This is a genomic window from Muriicola sp. E247 (assembly GCF_041358175.1).
Classification (GTDB): domain Bacteria; phylum Bacteroidota; class Bacteroidia; order Flavobacteriales; family Flavobacteriaceae; genus Muriicola.
The window spans coordinates 210,377-230,784 of sequence record NZ_JBGKBE010000002.1; the positions used below are offsets into that span (position 1 = coordinate 210,377).

The window sequence follows — 20,408 nt, forward strand, 5'->3', positions numbered from 1 at the left end:
CCACTATATGAAATTTTCTCAACCTCAGACACTAAAACAAATCGCATCTCTCCTGGGGATAGAATTTGTAGGAGCAGACGATTTCCAGGTGCTGGGAATGAATGAAATACATGTCGTGGAACCCGGAGATATTGTATTTGTAGACCATCCGAAATACTACGACAAGGCCTTAAATTCCAAAGCGACCATCATCCTGATAAATAAAAAAGTAGATTGTCCTGAAGGGAAAGCATTATTGCTCTCTGATGAACCCTTTAACGACTTCAACAAACTAACCAGACATTTTCGACCTTTTGCGAGTGCTTCGGCAAGTATATCACCCTCTGCTAAGATTGGCAAGAGCACAGTAATTCAGCCCCATGTCTTTATTGGCAACCACGTTACCATCGGAGAAAATTGCCTTATCCATCCAAATGTCACCATTTATGATCACTGTGTAATCGGGGATAATGTACAGATCCATGCAGGTACAGTTCTGGGTTCTGATGCATTTTATTATAAAAACCGCCCCGAAGGATTTGACAAATTACTTTCCGGAGGAAGGGTAGTCATTGAAGATGATGTCGAAATCGGTGCCTTATGTACTTTAGACAAAGGTGTAACCGGGGATACTACCGTAAAGCAAGGAAGTAAACTCGACAATCAGGTTCATGTTGGCCATGATACTGTGATTGGAAAAAAATGTCTTATTGCTTCGCAGACAGGTATTGCAGGCTGTGTGGTCATTGAAGATGAAGTTACCCTCTGGGGGCAGGTAGGCGTTACAAGTGCAGCAACGATTGGGAAAAAGGCGGTAATTCTCGCTCAGTCCGGAGTATCCAAATCCCTCGCTGGTGGAAAAACATATTTTGGCAGTCCGGCAGAAGAAGCCCGCGACAAACTCAAACAACTTGCCAATGTCAAAAGAATACCTGAAATTTTCAAACAAATAAATCAACAATAAAGAAAGGATTGCTTTTCAGATCCTCTTCAATCCTATATTTTTGTTTATCGAATTTAAAAATACAATATGAGCGTACTAGTCAATAAGGATTCCAAAATCATTGTGCAGGGCTTTACCGGGAGTGAAGGTACCTTCCATGCAGAACAAATGATTGAATACGGCACTAATGTAGTAGGAGGTGTAACTCCGGGGAAGGGTGGTCAGACCCATCTGGATCGACCTGTTTTTAATACAGTGGAAGAAGCCGTGGAAAAGGCTGGTGCAGATACGACCATTATTTTTGTCCCCCCTGCTTTTGCAGCTGATGCTATTATGGAAGCAGCCAGTGCCGGAATTAAAGTAATTATCACAATTACTGAAGGGATCCCGGTTGAAGACATGGTGAAGACATACGATTATATAAAAGACAAAGATTGTACTCTGATAGGCCCAAATTGTCCCGGAGTAATTACCCCGGGAGAAGCAAAAGTGGGAATCATGCCCGGTTTTGTATTTAAAAAAGGAAAAGTCGGAATCGTTTCAAAATCGGGAACACTTACCTATGAGGCTGCAGACCAGGTGGTTAGACAGGGCCTTGGAATTACAACGGCTATAGGTATTGGAGGAGACCCCATTATAGGAACTACTACGAGGGAAGCTGTGGAGTTATTGATCAATGATCCCGAAACAAGCTGCGTGGTAATGATAGGTGAGATAGGCGGTCAGCTTGAAGCAGATGCTGCTAACTGGTATAAAGAAAGTGGAAGTAAAAAACCTATTGTTGGTTTTATCGCCGGGGAAACTGCTCCTGCCGGGAGAACTATGGGTCATGCCGGAGCTATTGTTGGGGGTAGCGACGATACCGCCCAAGCAAAGAAAAGGATTATGAGAGAATGCGGTATCCACGTTGTGGATTCACCCGCTGAGATCGGAATAAGGGTAAAGGAAGTACTTGGATAAAAAAACGTATTTGCATAAAAATCCCGATTACTTCGGGATTTTTTTTTCGCCTTGCGCGACACAAAATGTATCTTTGAGTGAAATCAAACGAATATTGACGATCCTATGAAACTGTTAGAAGGAAAAAATGTCATCATTACCGGCGCTAGTCGGGGAATTGGTACAGGTATTGCCAGAATATTTGCCTCCCATGGCGCAAACGTAGCCTTTACGTATAGTTCCAGTGAAGGTCCGGCGGCCGAGTTGGAAAAAGAGCTTAGTGGGATGGGCGTAAAAGCCAAAGCCTACAAGAGTAATGCAGCAATTTTCAAAGAGTGTGAATCCCTTATTTCTGCTGTTCTGGAAGATTTTGGTGGCATTGATGTGCTGATCAATAATGCGGGAATTACCAAAGACAACCTCCTGATGCGAATGAGCGAGGAGGATTTTGATGTCGTGATAGAAATCAACCTGAAGTCTGTATTTAATATGACAAAGGCTGTTCAGAGGACCTTTTTAAAACAGCGCCACGGATCCATCATCAATATGAGTAGTGTTGTTGGGGTAAAAGGAAATGCAGGGCAGGCCAATTATGCCGCCTCAAAGGCTGGGATCATTGGTTTTACAAAATCTGTTGCCCTCGAACTTGGTTCCAGGAATATCAGATGTAATGCCATCGCCCCGGGATTTATTGAAACGGAAATGACGGGCAAACTCGATGAAAAGACAGTGCAGAGCTGGAGGGATGCTATTCCTTTGAAAAGGGGAGGATCTCCCGAAGATGTTGCGAATGCATGTCTGTTTCTTGCTTCCGACTTGTCTGCCTATGTTACGGGTCAGGTTCTCCATGTAGACGGGGGAATGCTCACTTAGCAGTATCCCATTGAAGAAAGCGACTAAAAGAAATGATTAATGCAAACGGCAACCTTACTTGGCGTGCTGCTGGCAGCGCTTTTTTCCCTCCTGATTGTTCTCTGGCAATATTTTTATAAGGCAAAAAAAAGAGGCAGGCTCAACTGGATTCTGGCCTTTCTTCGCTTTATCTCAATTTTTGGAGTATTGCTAATCTTGCTTAATCCAAAGATTTCAAATGTTGGCTACCAGTTAGAAAAACATAACCTCCTTCTACTCCTCGATGACTCCCAATCGATAAAATCGGGAGGCGCCTCAGAACAGATCATGACTCTGAATGAACGAATTCTGGAAGATAAGGCTCTTGCCGAAAGATTTACACTCAGGAAATTTGCCTTTGGCTCTGAGCTACTAAGTTCAGATAGCCTTAGCTTTTCTGCAGAAGTGTCTGATATTTCCGGAGCCCTGTCATCTGTCGACAATATTTTTGGGCGTGACAAAACCCTCGCCATTTTAATTTCCGATGGAAATCAGACCGTCGGAAAGGCCTATGAATATATGGGAAATGATCTCAGTTATCCTGTGTATTCAGTGGTAGTAGGTGATACCACCCGTTATGCAGATTTGAGAATTAATCAGGTTAATATCAACAAATATACATTTCTTAAAAATCGGTTTCCCGTTGAACTTTTTGTAACCCTACAAGGCAATGAAGCCGTTGCTAGCCGTCTCAGGATCCGTATGGACGGTAAGATAGTTTACTCTAATGAGTTCCAACTTACACCTGAGGAGAACTCTAAAAAATTCAGTACTACCCTGGAGGCCGCTGAAGTTGGACTGCGAATGATTGACATTTCCGTGGATTCTATACCGGGAGAACGGAATACAATGAATAATAAAAGGCGTATTCCAATTGAAGTAATTGATGAAAAAACAATGGTAGGTCTTATCTCTGATGTTCTACACCCCGATCTTGGAGCTTTGATCAAGGCCATAGAAAGCAATGACCAAAGAAGTGTTTCCTTGCTTTCACCGCGGGCATCGGTTGAGGAATTAAGTTCGTTTGATATATTTATTTTATATCAACCCACCCCAGCATTTCAATCGGTGTACGACTTTTTAAAGGAGTCTGGTCTGAATACCTTTACACTAACAGGTCCCGGAACCAATTGGCGGTACCTCAACAGGATGCAGAAAGGGCTGGAGATCAGTAATTCAAATCAGACCGAAGAAATCCTACCGATTCTCAATCAGACGTTCGACCTATTTGATTTAGGGGATTTTTCAGTAGAGGATTTCCCCCCTCTCATAGGTAGCCTGGGTGAAATTCTGATCACTCAGCCTTACGAGAGTTTAATCGACCAGCAAATAAGAGGTGTAAATCTGCAGGAGCCGTTATTACCGATTATTTCTGATGGAAAAGAAAGGCATGCCTATCTCTTTGGAGAGAATATATGGAAGTGGAGGGTACAGAGTTACCGCAATGATGAGAATTTCAACAATTTCGACAATTTCATAAATAAGATCATTTTATATCTCACTTCCGACGGGAAACGAGATCGACTTTCGATAGAATACGAACAGCTGTACAGTGCGGTTACAGAGAAAAAAATAAAGGCAACTTTTACGGATGAAACCTACGTCTTCAAGAAGGATGCCACTTTAACATTGAGGATCAACAGTACAGCTGATGAATTTAAAAGCGAGCAGACCATGCTGTTTAGTGGCGACCATTATGAGGCAGGACTGGGTAACCTGAAAGAAGGAGATTATACTTTTTCAGTCTCCGTAGAAGGCGAAAACCTGCAAAAAGGAGGTCGTTTTACGATCGAGGAGTTTAACCTGGAACAGTTATTCGTTTCCAGTGATGCTGATCAGCTCAGGGACCTTTCCGAAGGAAGTGGGGGCCAACTTTATCACCCTGATGAAATAGAGAATATGTTAAATGAACTCAAAGAAAATCCAGGCCTGGCCCCAACACAGAAAAGCATTGAAAATGTCGTATCTTTGATCGATTTTAAAATAATGTTCGCGATAATCATTCTCGCTTTTACTACCGAATGGTTGATCAGAAAATATAACGGATTAATATAAAAATTAAAAAATGGACAAACTTCCAAAAATTGCTTTACCCGCAGTATTTATCATCATTGTATTGGTGATTCTGATTTCAAAATCAGCTATCACTATTGGCTCCGGAGAGGCCGGAGTTCTTTACCGAACCTTTGGAGATGGTGTTGTTACCGATGAACCACCCCTGGGAGAAGGATTTCACCTTGTAGCTCCCTGGAACAAGGTTTTTGTTTACGAAGTAAGACAACAGGAAGTATTTGAAAAAATGCAGGTACTTTCGTCTAATGGACTGGAGATCAAACTGGATGCTTCTGCCTGGTTTGAGCCTAAGTTCGAGGACCTTGGAAAATTGCATCAGGAGAAAGGCGAGGCCTATGTGCAACGCATACTTTTACCCACAATTCGTTCAGCTGCCCGTAGTGTTGTAGGACGTTATACTCCGGAACAATTGTATTCCAGTAAAAGGGATGCTATTCAGGCTGAGATTTTTGAGGAAACTAAAAAGATCGTTGATGGTCAGTATATTCAACTAAATGAAGTTCTCGTAAGGGATGTTACACTGCCCCCAACTATTAAAGAGGCTATTGAAAGAAAGCTAAAACAGGAACAGGAATCCCTGGAATATGAATTTCGTCTGATCACCGCAGATAAAGAGGCCCAAAGGCAGATCATTGAGGCTCAGGGTAAGGCTGATGCCAACCGAATTCTCAGCGCTTCCCTTACAGACAAAATTTTACAGGACAAGGGAATCGAAGCTACCCTGAAACTTTCTGAATCACCCAATGCCAAAATAGTGGTAGTGGGCTCAGGAGATTCTGGATTGCCTTTGATTTTAGGAAATAATTAGTAAAATCAAATTTTTGTAGGTTTAAAATAAATTCTACATTTGCCTCAGTATGAGAAATAACAATACACATCATCATTTCCTCACTTGCCCTCAAGCAGGCTAGGATTGATTTGTTGTATTTACACGATATCCGGACCCGTTTGAGCAATCAAACGGGTTTTGTTTTTCAAGATTAAATAAAAGAAAAGGCATGAAATTAAAAATCGCTATCCAGAAATCAGGTCGTCTCAACGAAGATTCCCTGAAAATCCTAAAGGACTGTGGTATCTCCATAGACAATGGGAAGGATCAGCTAAAGGCATCTGCCAGAAATTTTCCCATGGAAGTGTTTTATCTCCGTAATGGGGATATCCCTCAGTATTTGCGAGACGGGGTGGTGGATGTGGCCATCATAGGGGAAAATGTACTGGTTGAGAAAGGAGAAGACCTGAGAGTTGCCGAAAAACTTGGCTTTTCTAAATGCCGTGTATCCCTCGCGGTTCCCAAGTCGAACAAATATGAATCTGTCAGGGACCTGGAGGGAAAACGAATAGCGACCTCTTATCCCAATACCGTAGCCTCGTATTTAAAGAAGAAAGGGGTTGAAGCCGAATTGCATATTATTAGCGGATCTGTAGAGATCGCACCTAATATCGGTCTTGCCGATGCCGTCTGTGATATAGTTTCCAGCGGGAGTACCCTTTTTAAAAACAACCTTAAGGAAGTAGAAAAAATACTCACCAGCGAGGCAGTGCTTGCTGTGTCACCCAACATTGGAGCTGAACAGGAGGAAGTATTATCAAAATTACTGTTCCGGATACGCTCTGTACTCACGGCCCGATTGTCAAAATACGTACTGATGAATGTGCCCAATGATAAAATTGACACTATCATCAGTTTGCTACCAGGGATGCGTAGTCCGACAGTGCTGCCTTTGGCGGAAGAAGGATGGAGCTCAGTACACACGGTTATCAACAGAGATAAATTCTGGGAAGTAATAGACGAATTAAGACAAGCAGGAGCAGAAGGTATTCTGGTTTGTCCAATAGAAAAAATGGTAATATAGTTCCAATGGAAAAGTATTTCAATCCGGCACGCGAAGAATGGGAATCCTTACTTGCCCGCCCTACCCAAACGGTTGATGACATCGAGAACACGGTGCGTTCCATTTTTTCAGCTGTCAAAGAAAGAGGCGATGCGGCGGTAAACGAATATACAGCGAATTATGACGGGGTCTCCATGGAGTCTTCATCAGTTACGCCTCAGGAACTTCAATCAGCTGCCGAATCCCTGGAAGAGCCTTTAAAGAAAGCCATACAAAGGGCATATGCCAATATCTGGAAATTTCACGAAGCTCAGAAAACAACAGAGCTCAAGGTTGAAACTTCACCCGGGGTTAGCTGCTGGCAAAAGAAAAAACCAATTCAGAAAGTGGGTTTGTATATTCCCGGTGGAACAGCTCCCTTATTCTCAACTATCCTTATGTTGGCGATTCCTGCTAAACTTGCCGGATGCAACGAGATTGTCATGTGTAGTCCGCCCGACAAAAATGGAAATCTACCTGCTGTGGTTTTGTATACAGCAGCTCTCTGTGGAGTTTCAAAGGTGTATAAAGTAGGAGGGATACAGGCAATAGCTGCTCTCACTTTTGGAACGGAGACTATCCCCAAAGTATTTAAGATATTCGGCCCGGGGAACCAGTATGTCACAGTTGCCAAACAGCTGGCTACCCGCTATGGCGTTTCCATAGATATGCCGGCAGGACCCAGTGAATTGCTTGTAATGGCCGATGATACTGCTGTTCCAGAGTTTATCGCCTCCGACTTGCTGAGTCAGGCTGAACACGGAGTTGACAGTCAGGTAATGCTGATTACTACTTCCAAGGGTCTTTTAGAGAAAGTTGAGGAGGAAGTCAGATTGCAGCTTCGGAATCTCCCTCGAAAGGAAATCGCCAATAGGGCTATATCCAATAGCAAACTCATCTATATCTCCGATGCGGCTGCAGCCGTAGACCTGATCAATGAATACGGACCTGAACACTATATACTGTGTGTTGCAGATGAAGAATACTATCTTGAAAATACCATTAATGCGGGATCTGTTTTTATAGGGAACTATACCCCTGAAAGTGCAGGAGACTATGCTTCAGGGACCAATCATACCCTGCCTACGAATGGATACGCCAGGCAGTATAGCGGCGTAAACCTTGACAGTTTTATGAAGAGCATCACCTTTCAGAAAATCACAAAAGAAGGAATATTAGATCTCGGGGAGACCATTGAAATTATGGCCGAGGCTGAGGGGCTACAAGCCCATAAAAATGCAGTAACCCTCAGACTGGAAAGTATTAAAAATTCGATTAAAGCAGATGCCTAGGATGAGTACAGAGAAAAAATCATCCCCATTTAACCTTCAACGGCTCATAAGAGAAAACGTCAGGAAAATGACGCCCTATTCTTCGGCCAGGGATGAGTACGTATCTGATGGTTCAGAAAAAATATTCCTGGACGCCAATGAAAATCCCTTTGAAAATGGCTTAAACCGATATCCTGACCCCAGGCAGCGAAATCTGAAATCTGAAATAGCAAGCAGAAAAGGGATCAATGAAAATAAGATCTTACTGGGCAATGGTAGCGACGAAGTTTTAGACCTGCTCTTCCGTGCCTTTTGTGAACCTGCAAAAGATAAGGTGATTACAGTACCTCCCACTTACGGGATGTATGGAGTTCTGGCTTCCCTGAATGACGTGGAAAATACAAAGGTTGAGATGAATCCTGATTTCACCCTGAACCTCAGGAAGATAAACGAGGCAGTGGATGTAAATACCAAACTCATATTTGTCTGCTCCCCGAACAATCCGTCCGGGAATAGTATTCCTGTAGAGCAAATTGAGGCGCTGTTAGGCTTTTTTAATGGGCTGGTGGTGATTGATGAGGCTTATATCGACTTCTCCGAACAGAGGAGCTGGATAGAGTCTCTGAAGGAGTATCCCAACCTCGTGGTTACTCAGACCTTTTCCAAGGCATATGGGATGGCAGGAATAAGATTGGGGTTGTGTTTTGCCTCCGAAGAGGTGATCACTATACTCAACAGAATAAAACCACCCTATAATGTGAATGAACTTACGCAGCGCAAGGCGATGGATCGCCTGCAGAACTGGGATCTTATTCAGGAAGAAATCGACATTCTTCGATCTGAAAGAGAAAAGTTAAAAAAGGCAATGGCATCTCTTCCTTTTGTGAAACAAGTGTATCACAGTGATGCCAACTTTATCCTTGTGAAAGTCGATAACGCCGACAAGCGCTACGAGGAATTATTAAATCAGGGATTCATTGTAAGGAACCGCACTAATCAAGCCCTTTGTTCAAATGGCCTTCGCTTTACTATAGGCACCCCATCAGAAAACGACCGTTTAATCACGGCATTAAATAAAATGAAATGAAAAACAGCTCCAAGACAAAAGTGTTGTTTATTGACAGGGATGGCACCCTTATCAGGGAACCGGCTGACGAGCAGATCGATGCGTTTGAAAAGTTAGATTTCTATCCTGAAGTATTTACCTACCTGGGGCGGATTGCAAGGGAATTATCCTATGAACTGGTCATGGTAACCAATCAGGACGGATTGGGCACTGAGGCCTTTCCCGAAGATACGTTCTGGCCCCTTCAGGAGTTTATCATGAAAACCCTGGAAAAAGAAGGAATTGTTTTTCAGGAGGTCTGTATCGACAAAACCTTTCCTGAACAAAATGCAGATACCCGAAAACCGGCAACCGGACTGCTGACAAAATACTTTGCTGAAGACTACGACTTAGAAAATTCCTATGTCATTGGCGACAGGCTTACCGATATTGAACTTGCAAAAAACCTGGGAGCGAAAGGGATTTTCATCAATAATAATACGGATCTGGGGAATGATGAACTGAGCTCAGGAATGGAAGAAATTACTGCCTGTATAGCCCTGGAGACCAATTCATGGAAAGAGATTTACAATTTTTTAAAGGTTGAAGACCGGGTAGCACATCATAAAAGGAAGACAAAGGAAACCCAGATTTCGATCCGTCTCAACCTTGATGGGAAAGGAGAGAGTAATATCTCAACAGGCCTTCCTTTTTTTGATCATATGTTAGACCAGATTGCAAGACACGGGCAATTAGATCTTGAGATTGCGGTTAAGGGCGATCTGGAAATTGATGAACACCATACAATTGAAGACACGGCCATTGCCCTGGGAGAAGTATTTCACAAAGCATTAGGGTCAAAACTCGGAATTGAACGGTATGGGTTCTGCCTACCTATGGATGACTGCCTGGCTCAGGTTGCCATCGATTTTGGTGGCCGCAACTGGCTGGTTTGGGATGCTGAATTCAGGAGGGAAATGATAGGAGATATGCCCACTGAAATGTTTGTTCACTTTTTTAAATCCTTTACAGATGGTGCTAAGGCAAATCTTAACATCAAGGCTGAGGGAACAAACGAACATCACAAAATTGAGGCGATTTTTAAGGCCTTTGCCAAGGCGATCAAAATGGCGGTAAAACGCGATACGGACAAAATGATATTGCCTTCAACAAAAGGTACCTTATAAGGAGTATGTTATGAAAATCGTTATTATCGACTATGGAGCTGGTAATATTCAGAGTATTCAGTTTGCCCTGGAACGTCTGGGGTATTCGGCCGTACTCTCTGATGATCCCAATGAAATCAGGAATGCCGATAAGGTGATCTTTCCCGGTGTGGGGGAAGCCAGCAGTGCAATGAAAAAATTAGTGGAAAGTGGTCTCGACAAGGTTATTCCTGAATTAACACAGCCCGTTCTGGGGATTTGTCTCGGGATGCAGCTTATGTGTGCATCTTCTGAAGAAGGTAATACTACAGGTCTTGGCATATATGATGTGGATGTGGTGAGGTTTAGCAGGAAGGTAAAAGTACCGCAGATCGGCTGGAATCAGATCAGGGAATTAAAATCGCCCTTATTCAAGGGAATACCTGAGAATGAATACATTTACCTGGTGCACAGCTATTACGCTCCCTTAAGCAAGGATACCATAGCAGTAACTGATTATGAACTTCCCTACAGTAGCGCTATGGGAAAAAATAATTTCTGGGGAGTACAATTTCATCCTGAGAAAAGCAGTGATATCGGGGAGCGGATTTTAAACAATTTTATCAACCTATAAATGAGGATCATCCCGGCAATTGATATCATCGAAGGAAAATGTGTCCGTCTCTCAAAGGGAGATTACAGCACACAAAAGGTCTATAACGAGAATCCGCTCGAGGTAGCGAAGTCGTTTGAGGCGCACGGGATCAGATATCTGCACCTGGTTGACCTCGATGGGGCAAAGTCGAATCACATTGTGAATTACAAGATCCTTGAAGAACTGGCTTCCAAAACCTCTCTGCAGATCGATTTTGGGGGCGGACTCAAATCGGATGAAGACCTGAAAATAGCCTTTGAGTCGGGCGCCCAACAAATAACCGGAGGAAGTATTGCTGTAAAGAACCGTTCTACTTTCCTCACATGGCTGGAACAATACGGGCCGGATAAAATTATTTTAGGGGCCGATGCTATGAATGAGAAAATTGCGGTATCGGGTTGGCAGGAAGGCTCTGACCTCGAATTAATTCCGTTTATCAGGGAATATCTGCAGCAAGGGGTAACCTACGTGATATGTACAGATATCAGTAAGGATGGGATGCTACAGGGCTCCTCCACAGAACTCTATAAGAAAATACTGGAAGAGGCCGGTGGTAAAAATACAGGAGTGGAAGTGGTCAAAAACTCAAGGGAAGAAAATAGAACGCTTAAGTTAATAGCAAGTGGAGGTATTACTACTATGGACGATATTCATACTTTGAACTCCCTAGGTTGCGAAGGGGCCATCCTGGGCAAGGCCATTTACGAGAACCGGATAGCCCTTAGAGAATTGGAAACCTATATCCTGAACGCATGAGTACCACTGAGTCACAACTGAGTGAAGAAATAAAGAAAAATACCATTTACAGGATGGATGAGAGCCTGCGAATGGTAGAAAAGAGCCTTGGAGAGCTAAAGGAAGAAGAAATATGGCGCAGGCCAAATGAGGCTTCCAATAGTATAGGTAATATCATGGTGCATTTGTGTGGAAATATCACCCAGTATGTACTAGCCGGAATAGGAGGTAAGAAAGATATGCGCCAACGCGATGCGGAATTCAATATCAGTGGAGGAATCAGCAAAGAGCAGCTGATGGCAGATCTAAAGAGTCTGATTGAACAGGTAAAGGAGTTGGTGGAAAGCCTGACGGACGAACAGTTGATAAAATATTATAAAGTTCAGGGTTTTAATTTAAGCGGTGTTGGAATTCTGATGCACGTAGTAGAACATTTTTCCTATCATACAGGTCAGATTGCCTATTGGGTTAAATGCTTAAAAGCGAAGGACCTTGAGTTTTACTCAGGAATCGACCTGAACACAAAGAATGAGAATTAGATGTTGACAAAACGAATTATCCCCTGTCTTGATATAAAAAACGGCCGTACCGTAAAAGGGGTAAATTTTGTGGATCTTAGGGACGCCGGAGATCCGGTTGAACTGGCAGAACGATATGCAGAAGAAGGGGCAGACGAGCTTGTGTTTCTCGATATTTCTGCAACAGAAGAAGAGCGCAAAACCCTGGCCAGGCTGGTGAAAAGTGTTGCAGAAAGAGTGAATATCCCTTTCACTGTAGGAGGGGGGATTTCTTCAGCCTCAGATGTAAGTATCCTCCTTAAAAACGGAGCGGACAAAATTTCTGTCAATTCTTCAGCTGTAAAAAATCCGTCCTTGATCGACGAGTTGGTTGCAAAGTTTGGCTCACAATGTATCGTAGTGGCCATAGATGCCAAATTGTTAAAAGGAGAATGGAAGGTACATTTGGTAGGAGGGAAGGTACCTACGGATTTAGATTTATTTGATTGGGCGAGGGAAGTTGAAAAACGGGGGGCAGGGGAAATCCTATTTACCTCCATGAATCACGACGGCACTAAAAATGGATTTGCCAATAAAGCCCTTGCCGAATTGTCACAATGTGTAAATATCCCCATTATTGCCTCAGGAGGAGCAGGGAAGCCACAACATTTTCTCGACACCTTTGTTGAGGGAAAGGCCGATGCGGCACTGGCTGCCAGCGTATTTCATTTTAAAGAAATTGGGATATGGGACTTAAAGGAATACCTTTCAAAGAACAATATCCCGGTACGTAAAAGAGTTCAGGTGCAACCTTAAAATAGGGTAAATATGAAAATAGACTTTGCGAAAAACAATGACGGGTTGGTTCCCGCTATCATTCAGGATGTGAACACTGAAAAGGTTCTGATGTTAGGGTATATGAATCAGGATGCTCTGGATAAAACAATGAAAGATGGGAGGGTGACTTTTTATAGTAGGTCTAAAAAGCGTCTCTGGACAAAGGGGGAGGAGAGTGGTAATTATTTGGAAGTTGTAAATATCCAACCCGATTGTGACCTTGATACTTTACTGATAAAAGTAGTTCCGAAGGGGCCCACCTGTCATAAAGGCACGGATACCTGCTGGGGAACTGAAAACAAAATGTCCTATGGATTTTTATCAGATCTCGAAAAGATTATCGCAGACAGGCAGAATAATTCAACCGGAGATAGGAGTTATGTAGCTTCATTATTTGATAAGGGCATAAATAAAATCGCACAGAAAGTAGGGGAAGAGGCTGTGGAAGTTGTGATTGAAGCCAAGGACAATAACGATAGTCTATTCCTTAGCGAAAGTGCTGATCTGTTATTCCATTTCCTTATACTTCTGCGTGCCAAGGGATATGATCTGGACTCGATAGTTCGTGTTTTGCAGGACAGACATTAAGTACGCAGGCAGTTTTGTCACTAAAGCCTGAAGTCACCACCAGACTACAAAGAATTTCTTGTAATCGCCCTTATCTTTTCTCATCCAGACCATGGGCGAGCTTTGCTTAAGCATTCTTAGGTTAATTTCAAGCAATAGATTAAATTGATTGATCCAACTTACTTCTTCATAAGGATTTAACACCCAATCATCCTTGGAAGGTAAGTAGTACAGATAATCCTTAAATTCCAGGGAATTGAACTGTTCAAAGCGAAGCCAGAATCCGGAAATACAGCTCTGATTCAAGGGTCTTATCCCTATCTGATCGAGTGTAAATGGAGTAAAAAGTTGTGCTTTAAAACAGGTTTGTTGTTTTAGCTGATCAGCTTCCAACCATATTTCTTGGAGTGCTTCCCTTCCTTCTTTTGTGTAGGGCAATGTAAACTGTTTTTCTTTTAGCTTATCAAGTTTGGTATAAAACATATCCCTTCGGTTAGGCCCAACTAATCTGTAGATCGGTTCGCTGATCTCATTATCGATAAGATAAAATTTATAAGTGAGTTCCAGATGGATCACGCTATCATCTGAAGTATCACGCAAAAGAAAATCGAGTTCACCCAGTGTTCTGTTTCCTCTTTGAATTACGATATTTCGATCGATGAGCTTATACCTGTTCTGTTTTTCCATTGCAGCATTAAAGACAAGTTCCATTTTATGACCCAGTCGCATCCTCGAAGGGATGGGAAATTCTTGTACTTCTTTTAGGTCTATTTCAGGAAATATGAATTGTTCAATGCCGAATTGCTGACGGGTCCATAATGGAGATGTGTTTAAGAAAGCGGCGGTAATTTGTCGGGAAAAGGAAGACATCGATAACGAAGTTAAACGAAACCGTTAAGGTTTGTATAAAAGCCCAAAGCATTTTGTGAAATATAGTATTTTTATGATATGGCTATGAAATCAAGAACTGGTTTTCGTTTTACTACCTACAATGCTCCGGAGCAAACTCCTTTTGAAAAACTCTTTGAAATATTTCAGGAATTAATTACCCATACCTCAGGCGATGTAGATGAAGCCTTGGATTGGCTTAGGGAACTAGATAAGGAATACGACCTTACCGATGAGGATTATACCATTGATGATTTTATTGAAGACCTGAAGGCCAAAGGATTCCTGAGAGAAGAGTTGGAGCAGGGGGAAGGTGGAGAAGGTGAAGGGACTCCTAGCGAAGGGTCGCTGTCGATTACAGCAAAGATGGAGCGGATTATCAGGCAACGGGCACTTGAACAGATTTTTGGAAAGATAAAGCGAAGTGGTTCAGGGAACCACCGTACTGGGAAATCCGGCCTGGGAGATGAACATACAGGGGACTTCAGGGAATACCGTTATGGGGATTCTTTGGACAGGATTTCTATGACCGAAAGCCTTAAAAATGCACAGGTGAACCACGGGCTGGATGGATTTTCACTAACAGAGGATGATCTTGTGGTAGAGGATACCCACCACAAGGCTCAGATGAGCACGGTGCTGATGATCGACATAAGTCATAGCATGATTCTCTACGGGGAAGACAGGATCACTCCGGCAAAAAAAGTTGCCATGGCCCTGGCCGAACTTATAACTACCCGCTATCCCAAAGACACACTCGACATACTGGTCTTTGGCAATGACGCATGGCCAATCCCGATTAAAGACCTGCCCTACCTCAAGGTAGGACCTTATCATACAAATACGGTGGCCGGGCTCCAGTTGGCGATGGATATGCTTCGAAGGAAGAAGAACACTAATAAACAGATCTTTATGATCACAGACGGGAAGCCCAGTTGCCTGCGGCTGCCAGACGGGAATTATTATAAAAACAGTGTAGGCCTTGATGATTTTATAGTGGAGAAATGTTACAACATGGCCAGGCAGGCTCGAAAATTACACATTCCTATCACTACTTTTATGATTGCACAGGATCCGTATTTAAGGCAATTTGTAAGGCACTTCACGGAAGCAAATAAAGGGAAAGCCCTGTTCACTGGTTTGCAGGGATTGGGAGAAATGATATTTGAGGATTACGAAAAGAACAGAAAAAAAAGATTGAAATAAAAGGAATAAGAAAAGGAGAAGTTGATATGAAATTAGATTATAAGAATATTAGAACCCTTGGAGACCTTCGGAAGTCGGGCTATAAATCCCAGGGGATAAAGGATGAATTGAGAAAAAACCTTATTCAGCGCATAAAAGTAGGGAAAGAGACTTTTGCTGGTGTTTGGGGTTATGAAGACTCAGTTATTCCTGAACTGGAGAGAGCCATCCTATCGAGACACAATATCAATCTGCTGGGACTCAGGGGGCAGGCTAAAACCAGGCTGGCCCGACTCATGGTAAATCTTCTGGATGAATATATCCCCGTTGTGGAGGGATCGGAAATCAATGATGACCCACTTGCTCCTATTTCCAGATACAGTAAACAACTTATAGAGGAAAAGGGAGACAAAACACCAATCTCATGGCTTCCCCGAGAAGAAAGATTTTACGAAAAGCTCGCCACACCCGATGTTACGGTGGCCGACCTTATAGGGGATGTCGATCCGATAAAGGCAGCCAACCTGAAGCTCTCTTATGCCGATGACCGCGTGATTCATTTTGGAATGATTCCCCGGGCAAACCGCTGTATTTTTGTCATTAATGAGTTACCCGATCTACAAGCCAGAATTCAGGTATCTCTTTTTAATATTTTGCAGGAAGGAGACATCCAGATCAGGGGCTTTAAATTGCGTTTGCCGCTCGACATACAGTTTGTTTTTACAGCCAATCCGGAGGATTATACCAACCGGGGTAGCATTGTAACCCCACTGAAAGACAGAATAGGGTCACAGATCCTCACGCACTATCCCAAGGAAGTACAGACTGCCAGAAAAATTACGGAGCAGGAAGCAAATTTAGACCAGGAGCAAGCAGGGATGATTCATGTTCCTGAACTGGCCAAAGATCTCCTGGAACAGATAAGTTTTGAAGCCAGATCCAGCGAATATGTAGATGCAAAAAGTGGTGTGAGTGCCCGTACAAGTATCACCGCATTTGAAAACCTCCTTAGTACAGCTGAACGCAGAGCTCTTTTACAGGGATCTTCGGAAACAACCGTCCGCTTATCCGATTTTATTGGAGTAATCCCTGCCATTACCGGAAAAATAGAACTTGTTTATGAAGGAGAACAGGAAGGCGCAGATACGGTGGCCATGATGCTTATTGATGATGCTGTAAAAAGTCTGTTCCCAAATTATTTTCCGGCCATCCTGAAGCTGGAGCAAAAAAATGCAGATGGACCTTATGACGATCTGATCTTATGGTTTTTTGACCGGGATGGAATTGAGTTAGCAGATGACCTGAGTGAAGATGAATACAGAAAACTATTGGATAATATTCCTCCCCTGCAGGACCTCATTCGCAAACATCAGCCCAAGGTAACAGAAAAGGATTCCTATTTTCTCAGGGAATTTCTCCTTTGGGGACTGGTGGTTCACAAGAAGCTCAGTAAACAACGTTTTAAAAAAGGATACAAACTCAAGGATCTCTACGGAGGTTTTATCAGTAAGCTATAAAAAAACCCCGCTCAAGCGGGGTTTTTTGTGCTGCCATAGCACGGGCCCTATGTCTAATTGCATAAGGGACTAAAGTTCATTGATCCGGTCATATCTGTAAGGCCCCAGCCGATCTCTTCTGTGTTGAAAAGTGGTTAAGGTTAGAAGGATTAAAAGGGCCTGAAGAAGCAGTATCAGGATGCCAACAGGAAGAAATGTTGGCGGGAACACATGTTCTGAATAATCAAAATATGTCATAAGTACGTAGAGGGTCTCTGCCATTTTAAAGAGGTACACTGGGAGGATGGCATACATAGCAAATTCAATGGTACGTAATGAGTTTAAAGGCATACTACTGTCCCTGTCGGCCTTTAGAAGGGAATTCAGGAAATACAGATGTATCAAAACCAGAAAAGCGAAAATGTAATTGTCGATTTTAAGAAAGTAAAACTTGTTGGTATACAGACCGTAAAAACCGGTAATCACAATAAGTGGCAGAAGGCTGAAGGAAAGCAAAAAGCATTTATTCCAGGGTATAATTCTCAATACATTCTTCATGGGAAGTTCGACTTGCTTTTTGATTTTTCCTATTTAGAACGAGGGGGGTGTTTGCTTTATTTGAAAAAAATCGTTGAACTGCATGGAATGTTGAGTATGCCAGAAAAGCTGTGGTGAAAGACTGCAAAAATACCCTTACAGTAAAAAACACCTAGTTGCTCTTTGATCTCCGGAAGGGATAAATCGTAATAAAGGTAAGACTGCGCCACAACCACTCGAAAGGACCGTAATAAAAGCGTTTCATCCACCATTTGCTGATTAAAATCTGGGCAATAATAAGGAGTATGGCCAAAGCAAAGGAAACAGTATTGCTTAGTTTTCCGATATAACCCAGCCCCCAGCCATAAAATACGAATGTACCGACAATACTTTGCAAAACGTAGTTGGTAAGGGCCGTCCTGCCATAGGGCGTGAAGCTATCGAGTCGTCTTTTCCATTTTTCTGAACGGTAAATCATCACAAAAAGACACAGGATGATAAATGTGAGGGCCACATTGACTAGATCAAAACCTGTTAGCCCCAGCATGGCAATCCAATTATTAAATTCGGGTTCTGGCCCCAATTGCATAAATGAGCCTGCGGTAATTACCACTGCAATACAAAGCAAAATTACCGACCCCCACAACAGGTCCTTCACCAGTTGCCTCTTTTCCAGGTAGTTTCTGAAAAAATCAATTTTTCCGGTATAGAGTCCGAGGAGAAAAAAGCCAAATGTGAGATAGCCCCGGGAGAAAATCCCCAATTGAAAATCCATTTTCATTATATGGCCTTCCCAGGCATTGGTTTTAAAAACTTCCCAGATGGATCCTTCAGACAAGACATTAAAATACTGAATAATCTCCGGGCTATCCGGACCATAATTCCCTGCAGTGAACAATGAATCACCCTGAGTAAATAAAAAGACCAAATACCTTCCTAAGCCCAGGAAAAGAACTATTGAGGAGACTACTATCCATTGTTTTTTAAGTCTGTAAAATGGAACCAGAAATATACCCAGGAGGGCGTATATGGTGAGGATATCACCGCGATAAAAAAGGCTGTGTAGATAACCGATAATCAGGAGAAGCGTCAACCGCCAAAGAAAACGGAATTGGTAATTCTGTCCTTTCAGATCGGCATTTTTCATTTGAATAAAGAAACTCAGGCCAAAGAGAAAGGAGAAGAGGGCAAAGAATTTACCTCTTAAAAAAAGGAGAATAAACCCGTCAATTACATAGTCTGCTGTTCCCTGATGTGCAGCGTCCATAGCCCCTTCAGGGACTGGTGCTGCGATATAGTTTTCCACCATATGAACGATCACTATCCCGGCCAGGGAGAAGCCCCTTAGAGCATCAATGATCTCAATACGTGGTTTCTTCTGAGGCTCTGCCATTACTTATTTTCAAAAAGGATCACCATTTAAGCAATGGTATTTACCTGCAGTTTACTATTCACTTAAAACAAAAGCGAATCGCATCATACTATGCGATCCATGTTTTTCTTTCACTTAAACGTGCAAAAAAGACAAGGAGAATTGCGATGATTATGACCATAGATGGAATAATTATTGCCTCTGTTTTACCATATACTTCGCTAGCGTTTGTCATAAAGAAGCCATATCCCGTTTGAACCAAAACCCCTAGTAAGGAAAGTCCCAAAGCCGATTTAGCCCATTTCTTGCGTAATAATAGCCCAATACAACCTGCTGCTCCAAACCACACGGCAATGGCGAATGCAGCTGTCACCCATGCGGGGGTACTTTCCATAAGTTCCACCTGAGCAGCTGTCATTTCAGCTTTAATGGCCTCTTTCATAAAAGCCGTTCCCAAATAATTCATTACGCCCATAAGATTCCACAAAAGGGCAAGTACGCTAACCACCCAGTACCAGACAGGAGGTTTTGTTGTTAAATGTTTGTTCATCTTAGTTTGTTTTGGAAGTTGTTCCTACAAAGTACAAATTTTTTATATAGGCTGTAATACCGGGTTTAAATTGAATTGGAAAAATTGACCTGCCTTATTTGTAATATCTTTAATCCGTATTTACAAAAATGAAAGGAAAACATGTTTATATCATCTGGTTGCAATATTTGGGTTTCAGATATAGTGGCTGGCAAAGACAACCGGGTCAGAAAACCGTGGAAGGCATGATCAGGAAGACCTTGAAATTTATACGCCCGGAAGAACAGTATAAAATCCTGGGATCGAGCAGAACGGATGCCAAGGTCTCTGCCCTTAAGACAGCCCTGCAGCTAATCTCTCAGCACCGACCGATAGAAGATGAAGAGAGATTCATAAACGATCTGAACCAAAATTTACCGTCTGATATTAGGATTCTTGGGATGGAAGAGGCTGGGGAGGGAATAAATATCATAAAGAATGCCTCCGACAAGGAATACCATTATTTATTCTCGTTCGGGGCAAAGAATCACCCGTATTGTGCTCCCTTTATGGCTAATTTTCTGGAAGAACTCGATGTATCGCTTATGATACAATGTGCGACCCTGTTTGAGGGGGAACACCACTTTCACAACTTCACCGCACGCTTGCAACCCGGGTCCACCACAGTCAGGAGGATATCCCATTGCCGAATCTCAGAAAACAAAGAAATCCAGGCCAGTTTTTTCCCGGAGAAGAGTTATATGCTGACAGTAAAAGGAGATGGATTTATGCGGTATCAGATCAGGATGATCATGGGAGCCCTGGTGTTAGTCGGGAAAGGAGAGCTGCAGCCCGAATTTCTTACAAAAGCCCTTCAACAGGACCAAAAGTTAAATATACTATATATAGCCCCCGCATCCGGATTGTACCTGAAGGATCTGGAACTGAAGGAGTGACGAATTGTTTTATATCTT

Annotated in this window: 21 protein-coding genes; 17 read left to right on the top strand and 4 right to left on the bottom strand. The window is 42.7% G+C overall.

Annotated features, from left to right (window positions below):
- Window positions 1–7: 7 nt before the first annotated feature.
- The 14 genes from ACA086_RS04555 (at window position 8) to hisIE (ending at window position 13,469) form a co-directional block, all read left to right on the top strand.
- Window positions 8–943, top strand: a complete 936-nt coding sequence (locus ACA086_RS04555) for a UDP-3-O-(3-hydroxymyristoyl)glucosamine N-acyltransferase (RefSeq protein ID WP_371002162.1) — start codon at window positions 8–10, stop codon at window positions 941–943.
- A gap of 66 nt (window positions 944–1,009) precedes the next feature.
- Window positions 1,010–1,882: a succinate--CoA ligase subunit alpha gene (gene sucD, locus ACA086_RS04560; RefSeq protein WP_371002163.1), complete on the top strand. Its 873-nt coding sequence runs from the start codon at window positions 1,010–1,012 to the stop codon at window positions 1,880–1,882.
- 105 nt (window positions 1,883–1,987) lie between these two features.
- The gene (gene fabG / locus ACA086_RS04565; RefSeq protein WP_371002164.1) at window positions 1,988–2,734 is read left to right on the top strand and encodes a 3-oxoacyl-[acyl-carrier-protein] reductase; all 747 of its coding nucleotides are present in this window, start codon (window positions 1,988–1,990) and stop codon (window positions 2,732–2,734) included.
- A 39-nt stretch (window positions 2,735–2,773) separates the two neighbouring features.
- The gene (locus ACA086_RS04570; RefSeq protein ID WP_371002165.1) at window positions 2,774–4,807 is read left to right on the top strand and encodes a VWA domain-containing protein; all 2,034 of its coding nucleotides are present in this window, start codon (window positions 2,774–2,776) and stop codon (window positions 4,805–4,807) included.
- A gap of 10 nt (window positions 4,808–4,817) precedes the next feature.
- A complete protein-coding gene (locus ACA086_RS04575) occupies window positions 4,818–5,633 on the top strand; it encodes a prohibitin family protein (protein ID WP_371002166.1) in 816 nt (271 codons plus the stop codon).
- A gap of 190 nt (window positions 5,634–5,823) precedes the next feature.
- Window positions 5,824–6,678 carry an ATP phosphoribosyltransferase gene (hisG, locus tag ACA086_RS04580; RefSeq protein WP_371002167.1) on the top strand — a complete coding sequence of 285 codons (855 nt, stop codon included), beginning with the start codon at window positions 5,824–5,826 and terminating at the stop codon, window positions 6,676–6,678.
- A gap of 5 nt (window positions 6,679–6,683) precedes the next feature.
- Window positions 6,684–7,988 carry a histidinol dehydrogenase gene (gene hisD, locus ACA086_RS04585; protein WP_371002168.1) on the top strand — a complete coding sequence of 435 codons (1,305 nt, stop codon included), beginning with the start codon at window positions 6,684–6,686 and terminating at the stop codon, window positions 7,986–7,988.
- Window position 7,989: 1 nt separating this feature from the next.
- Window positions 7,990–9,054: a histidinol-phosphate transaminase gene (hisC, locus tag ACA086_RS04590; protein ID WP_371002169.1), complete on the top strand. Its 1,065-nt coding sequence runs from the start codon at window positions 7,990–7,992 to the stop codon at window positions 9,052–9,054.
- A complete protein-coding gene (gene hisB, locus ACA086_RS04595) occupies window positions 9,051–10,199 on the top strand; it encodes a bifunctional histidinol-phosphatase/imidazoleglycerol-phosphate dehydratase HisB (RefSeq protein ID WP_371002170.1) in 1,149 nt (382 codons plus the stop codon). Before hisC ends, hisB begins: the two co-directional genes overlap by 4 nt.
- A gap of 10 nt (window positions 10,200–10,209) precedes the next feature.
- Complete coding sequence (gene hisH / locus ACA086_RS04600) at window positions 10,210–10,791, top strand: imidazole glycerol phosphate synthase subunit HisH (protein ID WP_371002171.1); 582 nt, start codon at window positions 10,210–10,212, stop codon at window positions 10,789–10,791.
- Window positions 10,792–11,568, top strand: coding sequence for a HisA/HisF-related TIM barrel protein (locus ACA086_RS04605; protein WP_371002172.1), 777 nt, complete (start codon window positions 10,792–10,794; stop codon window positions 11,566–11,568).
- A complete protein-coding gene (locus tag ACA086_RS04610; RefSeq protein ID WP_371002173.1) occupies window positions 11,565–12,086 on the top strand; it encodes a DinB family protein in 522 nt (173 codons plus the stop codon). Before ACA086_RS04605 ends, ACA086_RS04610 begins: the two co-directional genes overlap by 4 nt.
- Window positions 12,087–12,860, top strand: coding sequence for an imidazole glycerol phosphate synthase subunit HisF (gene hisF / locus ACA086_RS04615; RefSeq protein WP_371002174.1), 774 nt, complete (start codon window positions 12,087–12,089; stop codon window positions 12,858–12,860).
- Window positions 12,861–12,872: 12 nt separating this feature from the next.
- Window positions 12,873–13,469: a bifunctional phosphoribosyl-AMP cyclohydrolase/phosphoribosyl-ATP diphosphatase HisIE gene (gene hisIE, locus ACA086_RS04620; RefSeq protein WP_371002175.1), complete on the top strand. Its 597-nt coding sequence runs from the start codon at window positions 12,873–12,875 to the stop codon at window positions 13,467–13,469.
- Window positions 13,470–13,502: 33 nt separating this feature from the next.
- Here the strand turns inward: hisIE and ACA086_RS04625 are convergent, their stop codons facing one another.
- Complete coding sequence (locus tag ACA086_RS04625; RefSeq protein ID WP_371002176.1) at window positions 13,503–14,318, bottom strand: DUF1853 family protein; 816 nt, start codon at window positions 14,316–14,318, stop codon at window positions 13,503–13,505.
- A 78-nt stretch (window positions 14,319–14,396) separates the two neighbouring features.
- Between ACA086_RS04625 and ACA086_RS04630 the strand changes: the two genes are divergently transcribed.
- Window positions 14,397–15,542 (top strand): VWA domain-containing protein, encoded by a 1,146-nt coding sequence (locus tag ACA086_RS04630; RefSeq protein ID WP_371002177.1) that lies wholly within the window; start codon window positions 14,397–14,399, stop codon window positions 15,540–15,542.
- A gap of 26 nt (window positions 15,543–15,568) precedes the next feature.
- Window positions 15,569–17,038 carry a magnesium chelatase gene (locus ACA086_RS04635; protein WP_371002178.1) on the top strand — a complete coding sequence of 490 codons (1,470 nt, stop codon included), beginning with the start codon at window positions 15,569–15,571 and terminating at the stop codon, window positions 17,036–17,038.
- 69 nt (window positions 17,039–17,107) lie between these two features.
- Here ACA086_RS04635 and ACA086_RS04640 read toward each other — a convergent pair whose 3' ends face one another.
- The 3 genes from ACA086_RS04640 to ACA086_RS04650 all read right to left on the bottom strand — a co-directional run bounded on the left by ACA086_RS04640 (window position 17,108) and on the right by ACA086_RS04650 (window position 19,476).
- Entirely contained in the window at window positions 17,108–17,575 is a 468-nt protein-coding gene (locus ACA086_RS04640) for a hypothetical protein (protein ID WP_371002179.1), read from the bottom strand.
- Between the two features lie 151 nt (window positions 17,576–17,726).
- Window positions 17,727–18,947, bottom strand: coding sequence for a DUF418 domain-containing protein (locus ACA086_RS04645; protein ID WP_371002180.1), 1,221 nt, complete (start codon window positions 18,945–18,947; stop codon window positions 17,727–17,729).
- An 88-nt stretch (window positions 18,948–19,035) separates the two neighbouring features.
- A complete protein-coding gene (locus ACA086_RS04650) occupies window positions 19,036–19,476 on the bottom strand; it encodes a hypothetical protein (protein ID WP_371002181.1) in 441 nt (146 codons plus the stop codon).
- A gap of 128 nt (window positions 19,477–19,604) precedes the next feature.
- On the opposite strand from ACA086_RS04650, the gene truA reads away from it, so the two are divergent.
- Entirely contained in the window at window positions 19,605–20,390 is a 786-nt protein-coding gene (gene truA / locus ACA086_RS04655) for a tRNA pseudouridine(38-40) synthase TruA (RefSeq protein WP_371002182.1), read from the top strand.
- Window positions 20,391–20,408: the final 18 nt, after the last annotated feature.

Excerpts from the sequence above, each read along its gene's own strand:
- ACA086_RS04605 (WP_371002172.1), top strand. The coding sequence starts at position 10,792 with ATGAGGATCATCCCGGCAATTGATATCATCGAAGGAAAATGTGTCCGT.
- hisC (WP_371002169.1), top strand. The coding sequence starts at position 7,990 with ATGAGTACAGAGAAAAAATCATCCCCATTTAACCTTCAACGGCTCATA.
- ACA086_RS04610 (WP_371002173.1), top strand. The coding sequence starts at position 11,565 with ATGAGTACCACTGAGTCACAACTGAGTGAAGAAATAAAGAAAAATACC.
- sucD (WP_371002163.1), top strand. The coding sequence starts at position 1,010 with ATGAGCGTACTAGTCAATAAGGATTCCAAAATCATTGTGCAGGGCTTT.
- ACA086_RS04640 (WP_371002179.1), bottom strand. The coding sequence starts at position 17,575 with ATGAAGAATGTATTGAGAATTATACCCTGGAATAAATGCTTTTTGCTT.
- ACA086_RS04575 (WP_371002166.1), top strand. The coding sequence starts at position 4,818 with ATGGACAAACTTCCAAAAATTGCTTTACCCGCAGTATTTATCATCATT.
- fabG (WP_371002164.1), top strand. The coding sequence starts at position 1,988 with ATGAAACTGTTAGAAGGAAAAAATGTCATCATTACCGGCGCTAGTCGG.
- hisB (WP_371002170.1), top strand. The coding sequence starts at position 9,051 with ATGAAAAACAGCTCCAAGACAAAAGTGTTGTTTATTGACAGGGATGGC.
- ACA086_RS04570 (WP_371002165.1), top strand. The coding sequence starts at position 2,774 with ATGCAAACGGCAACCTTACTTGGCGTGCTGCTGGCAGCGCTTTTTTCC.
- truA (WP_371002182.1), top strand. The coding sequence starts at position 19,605 with ATGAAAGGAAAACATGTTTATATCATCTGGTTGCAATATTTGGGTTTC.
- ACA086_RS04650 (WP_371002181.1), bottom strand. The coding sequence starts at position 19,476 with ATGAACAAACATTTAACAACAAAACCTCCTGTCTGGTACTGGGTGGTT.
- ACA086_RS04645 (WP_371002180.1), bottom strand. The coding sequence starts at position 18,947 with ATGGCAGAGCCTCAGAAGAAACCACGTATTGAGATCATTGATGCTCTA.
- hisH (WP_371002171.1), top strand. The coding sequence starts at position 10,210 with ATGAAAATCGTTATTATCGACTATGGAGCTGGTAATATTCAGAGTATT.
- hisF (WP_371002174.1), top strand. The coding sequence starts at position 12,087 with ATGTTGACAAAACGAATTATCCCCTGTCTTGATATAAAAAACGGCCGT.
- hisIE (WP_371002175.1), top strand. The coding sequence starts at position 12,873 with ATGAAAATAGACTTTGCGAAAAACAATGACGGGTTGGTTCCCGCTATC.
- ACA086_RS04630 (WP_371002177.1), top strand. The coding sequence starts at position 14,397 with ATGGCTATGAAATCAAGAACTGGTTTTCGTTTTACTACCTACAATGCT.
- hisD (WP_371002168.1), top strand. The coding sequence starts at position 6,684 with ATGGAAAAGTATTTCAATCCGGCACGCGAAGAATGGGAATCCTTACTT.
- ACA086_RS04625 (WP_371002176.1), bottom strand. The coding sequence starts at position 14,318 with ATGTCTTCCTTTTCCCGACAAATTACCGCCGCTTTCTTAAACACATCT.
- ACA086_RS04555 (WP_371002162.1), top strand. The coding sequence starts at position 8 with ATGAAATTTTCTCAACCTCAGACACTAAAACAAATCGCATCTCTCCTG.
- hisG (WP_371002167.1), top strand. The coding sequence starts at position 5,824 with ATGAAATTAAAAATCGCTATCCAGAAATCAGGTCGTCTCAACGAAGAT.
- ACA086_RS04635 (WP_371002178.1), top strand. The coding sequence starts at position 15,569 with ATGAAATTAGATTATAAGAATATTAGAACCCTTGGAGACCTTCGGAAG.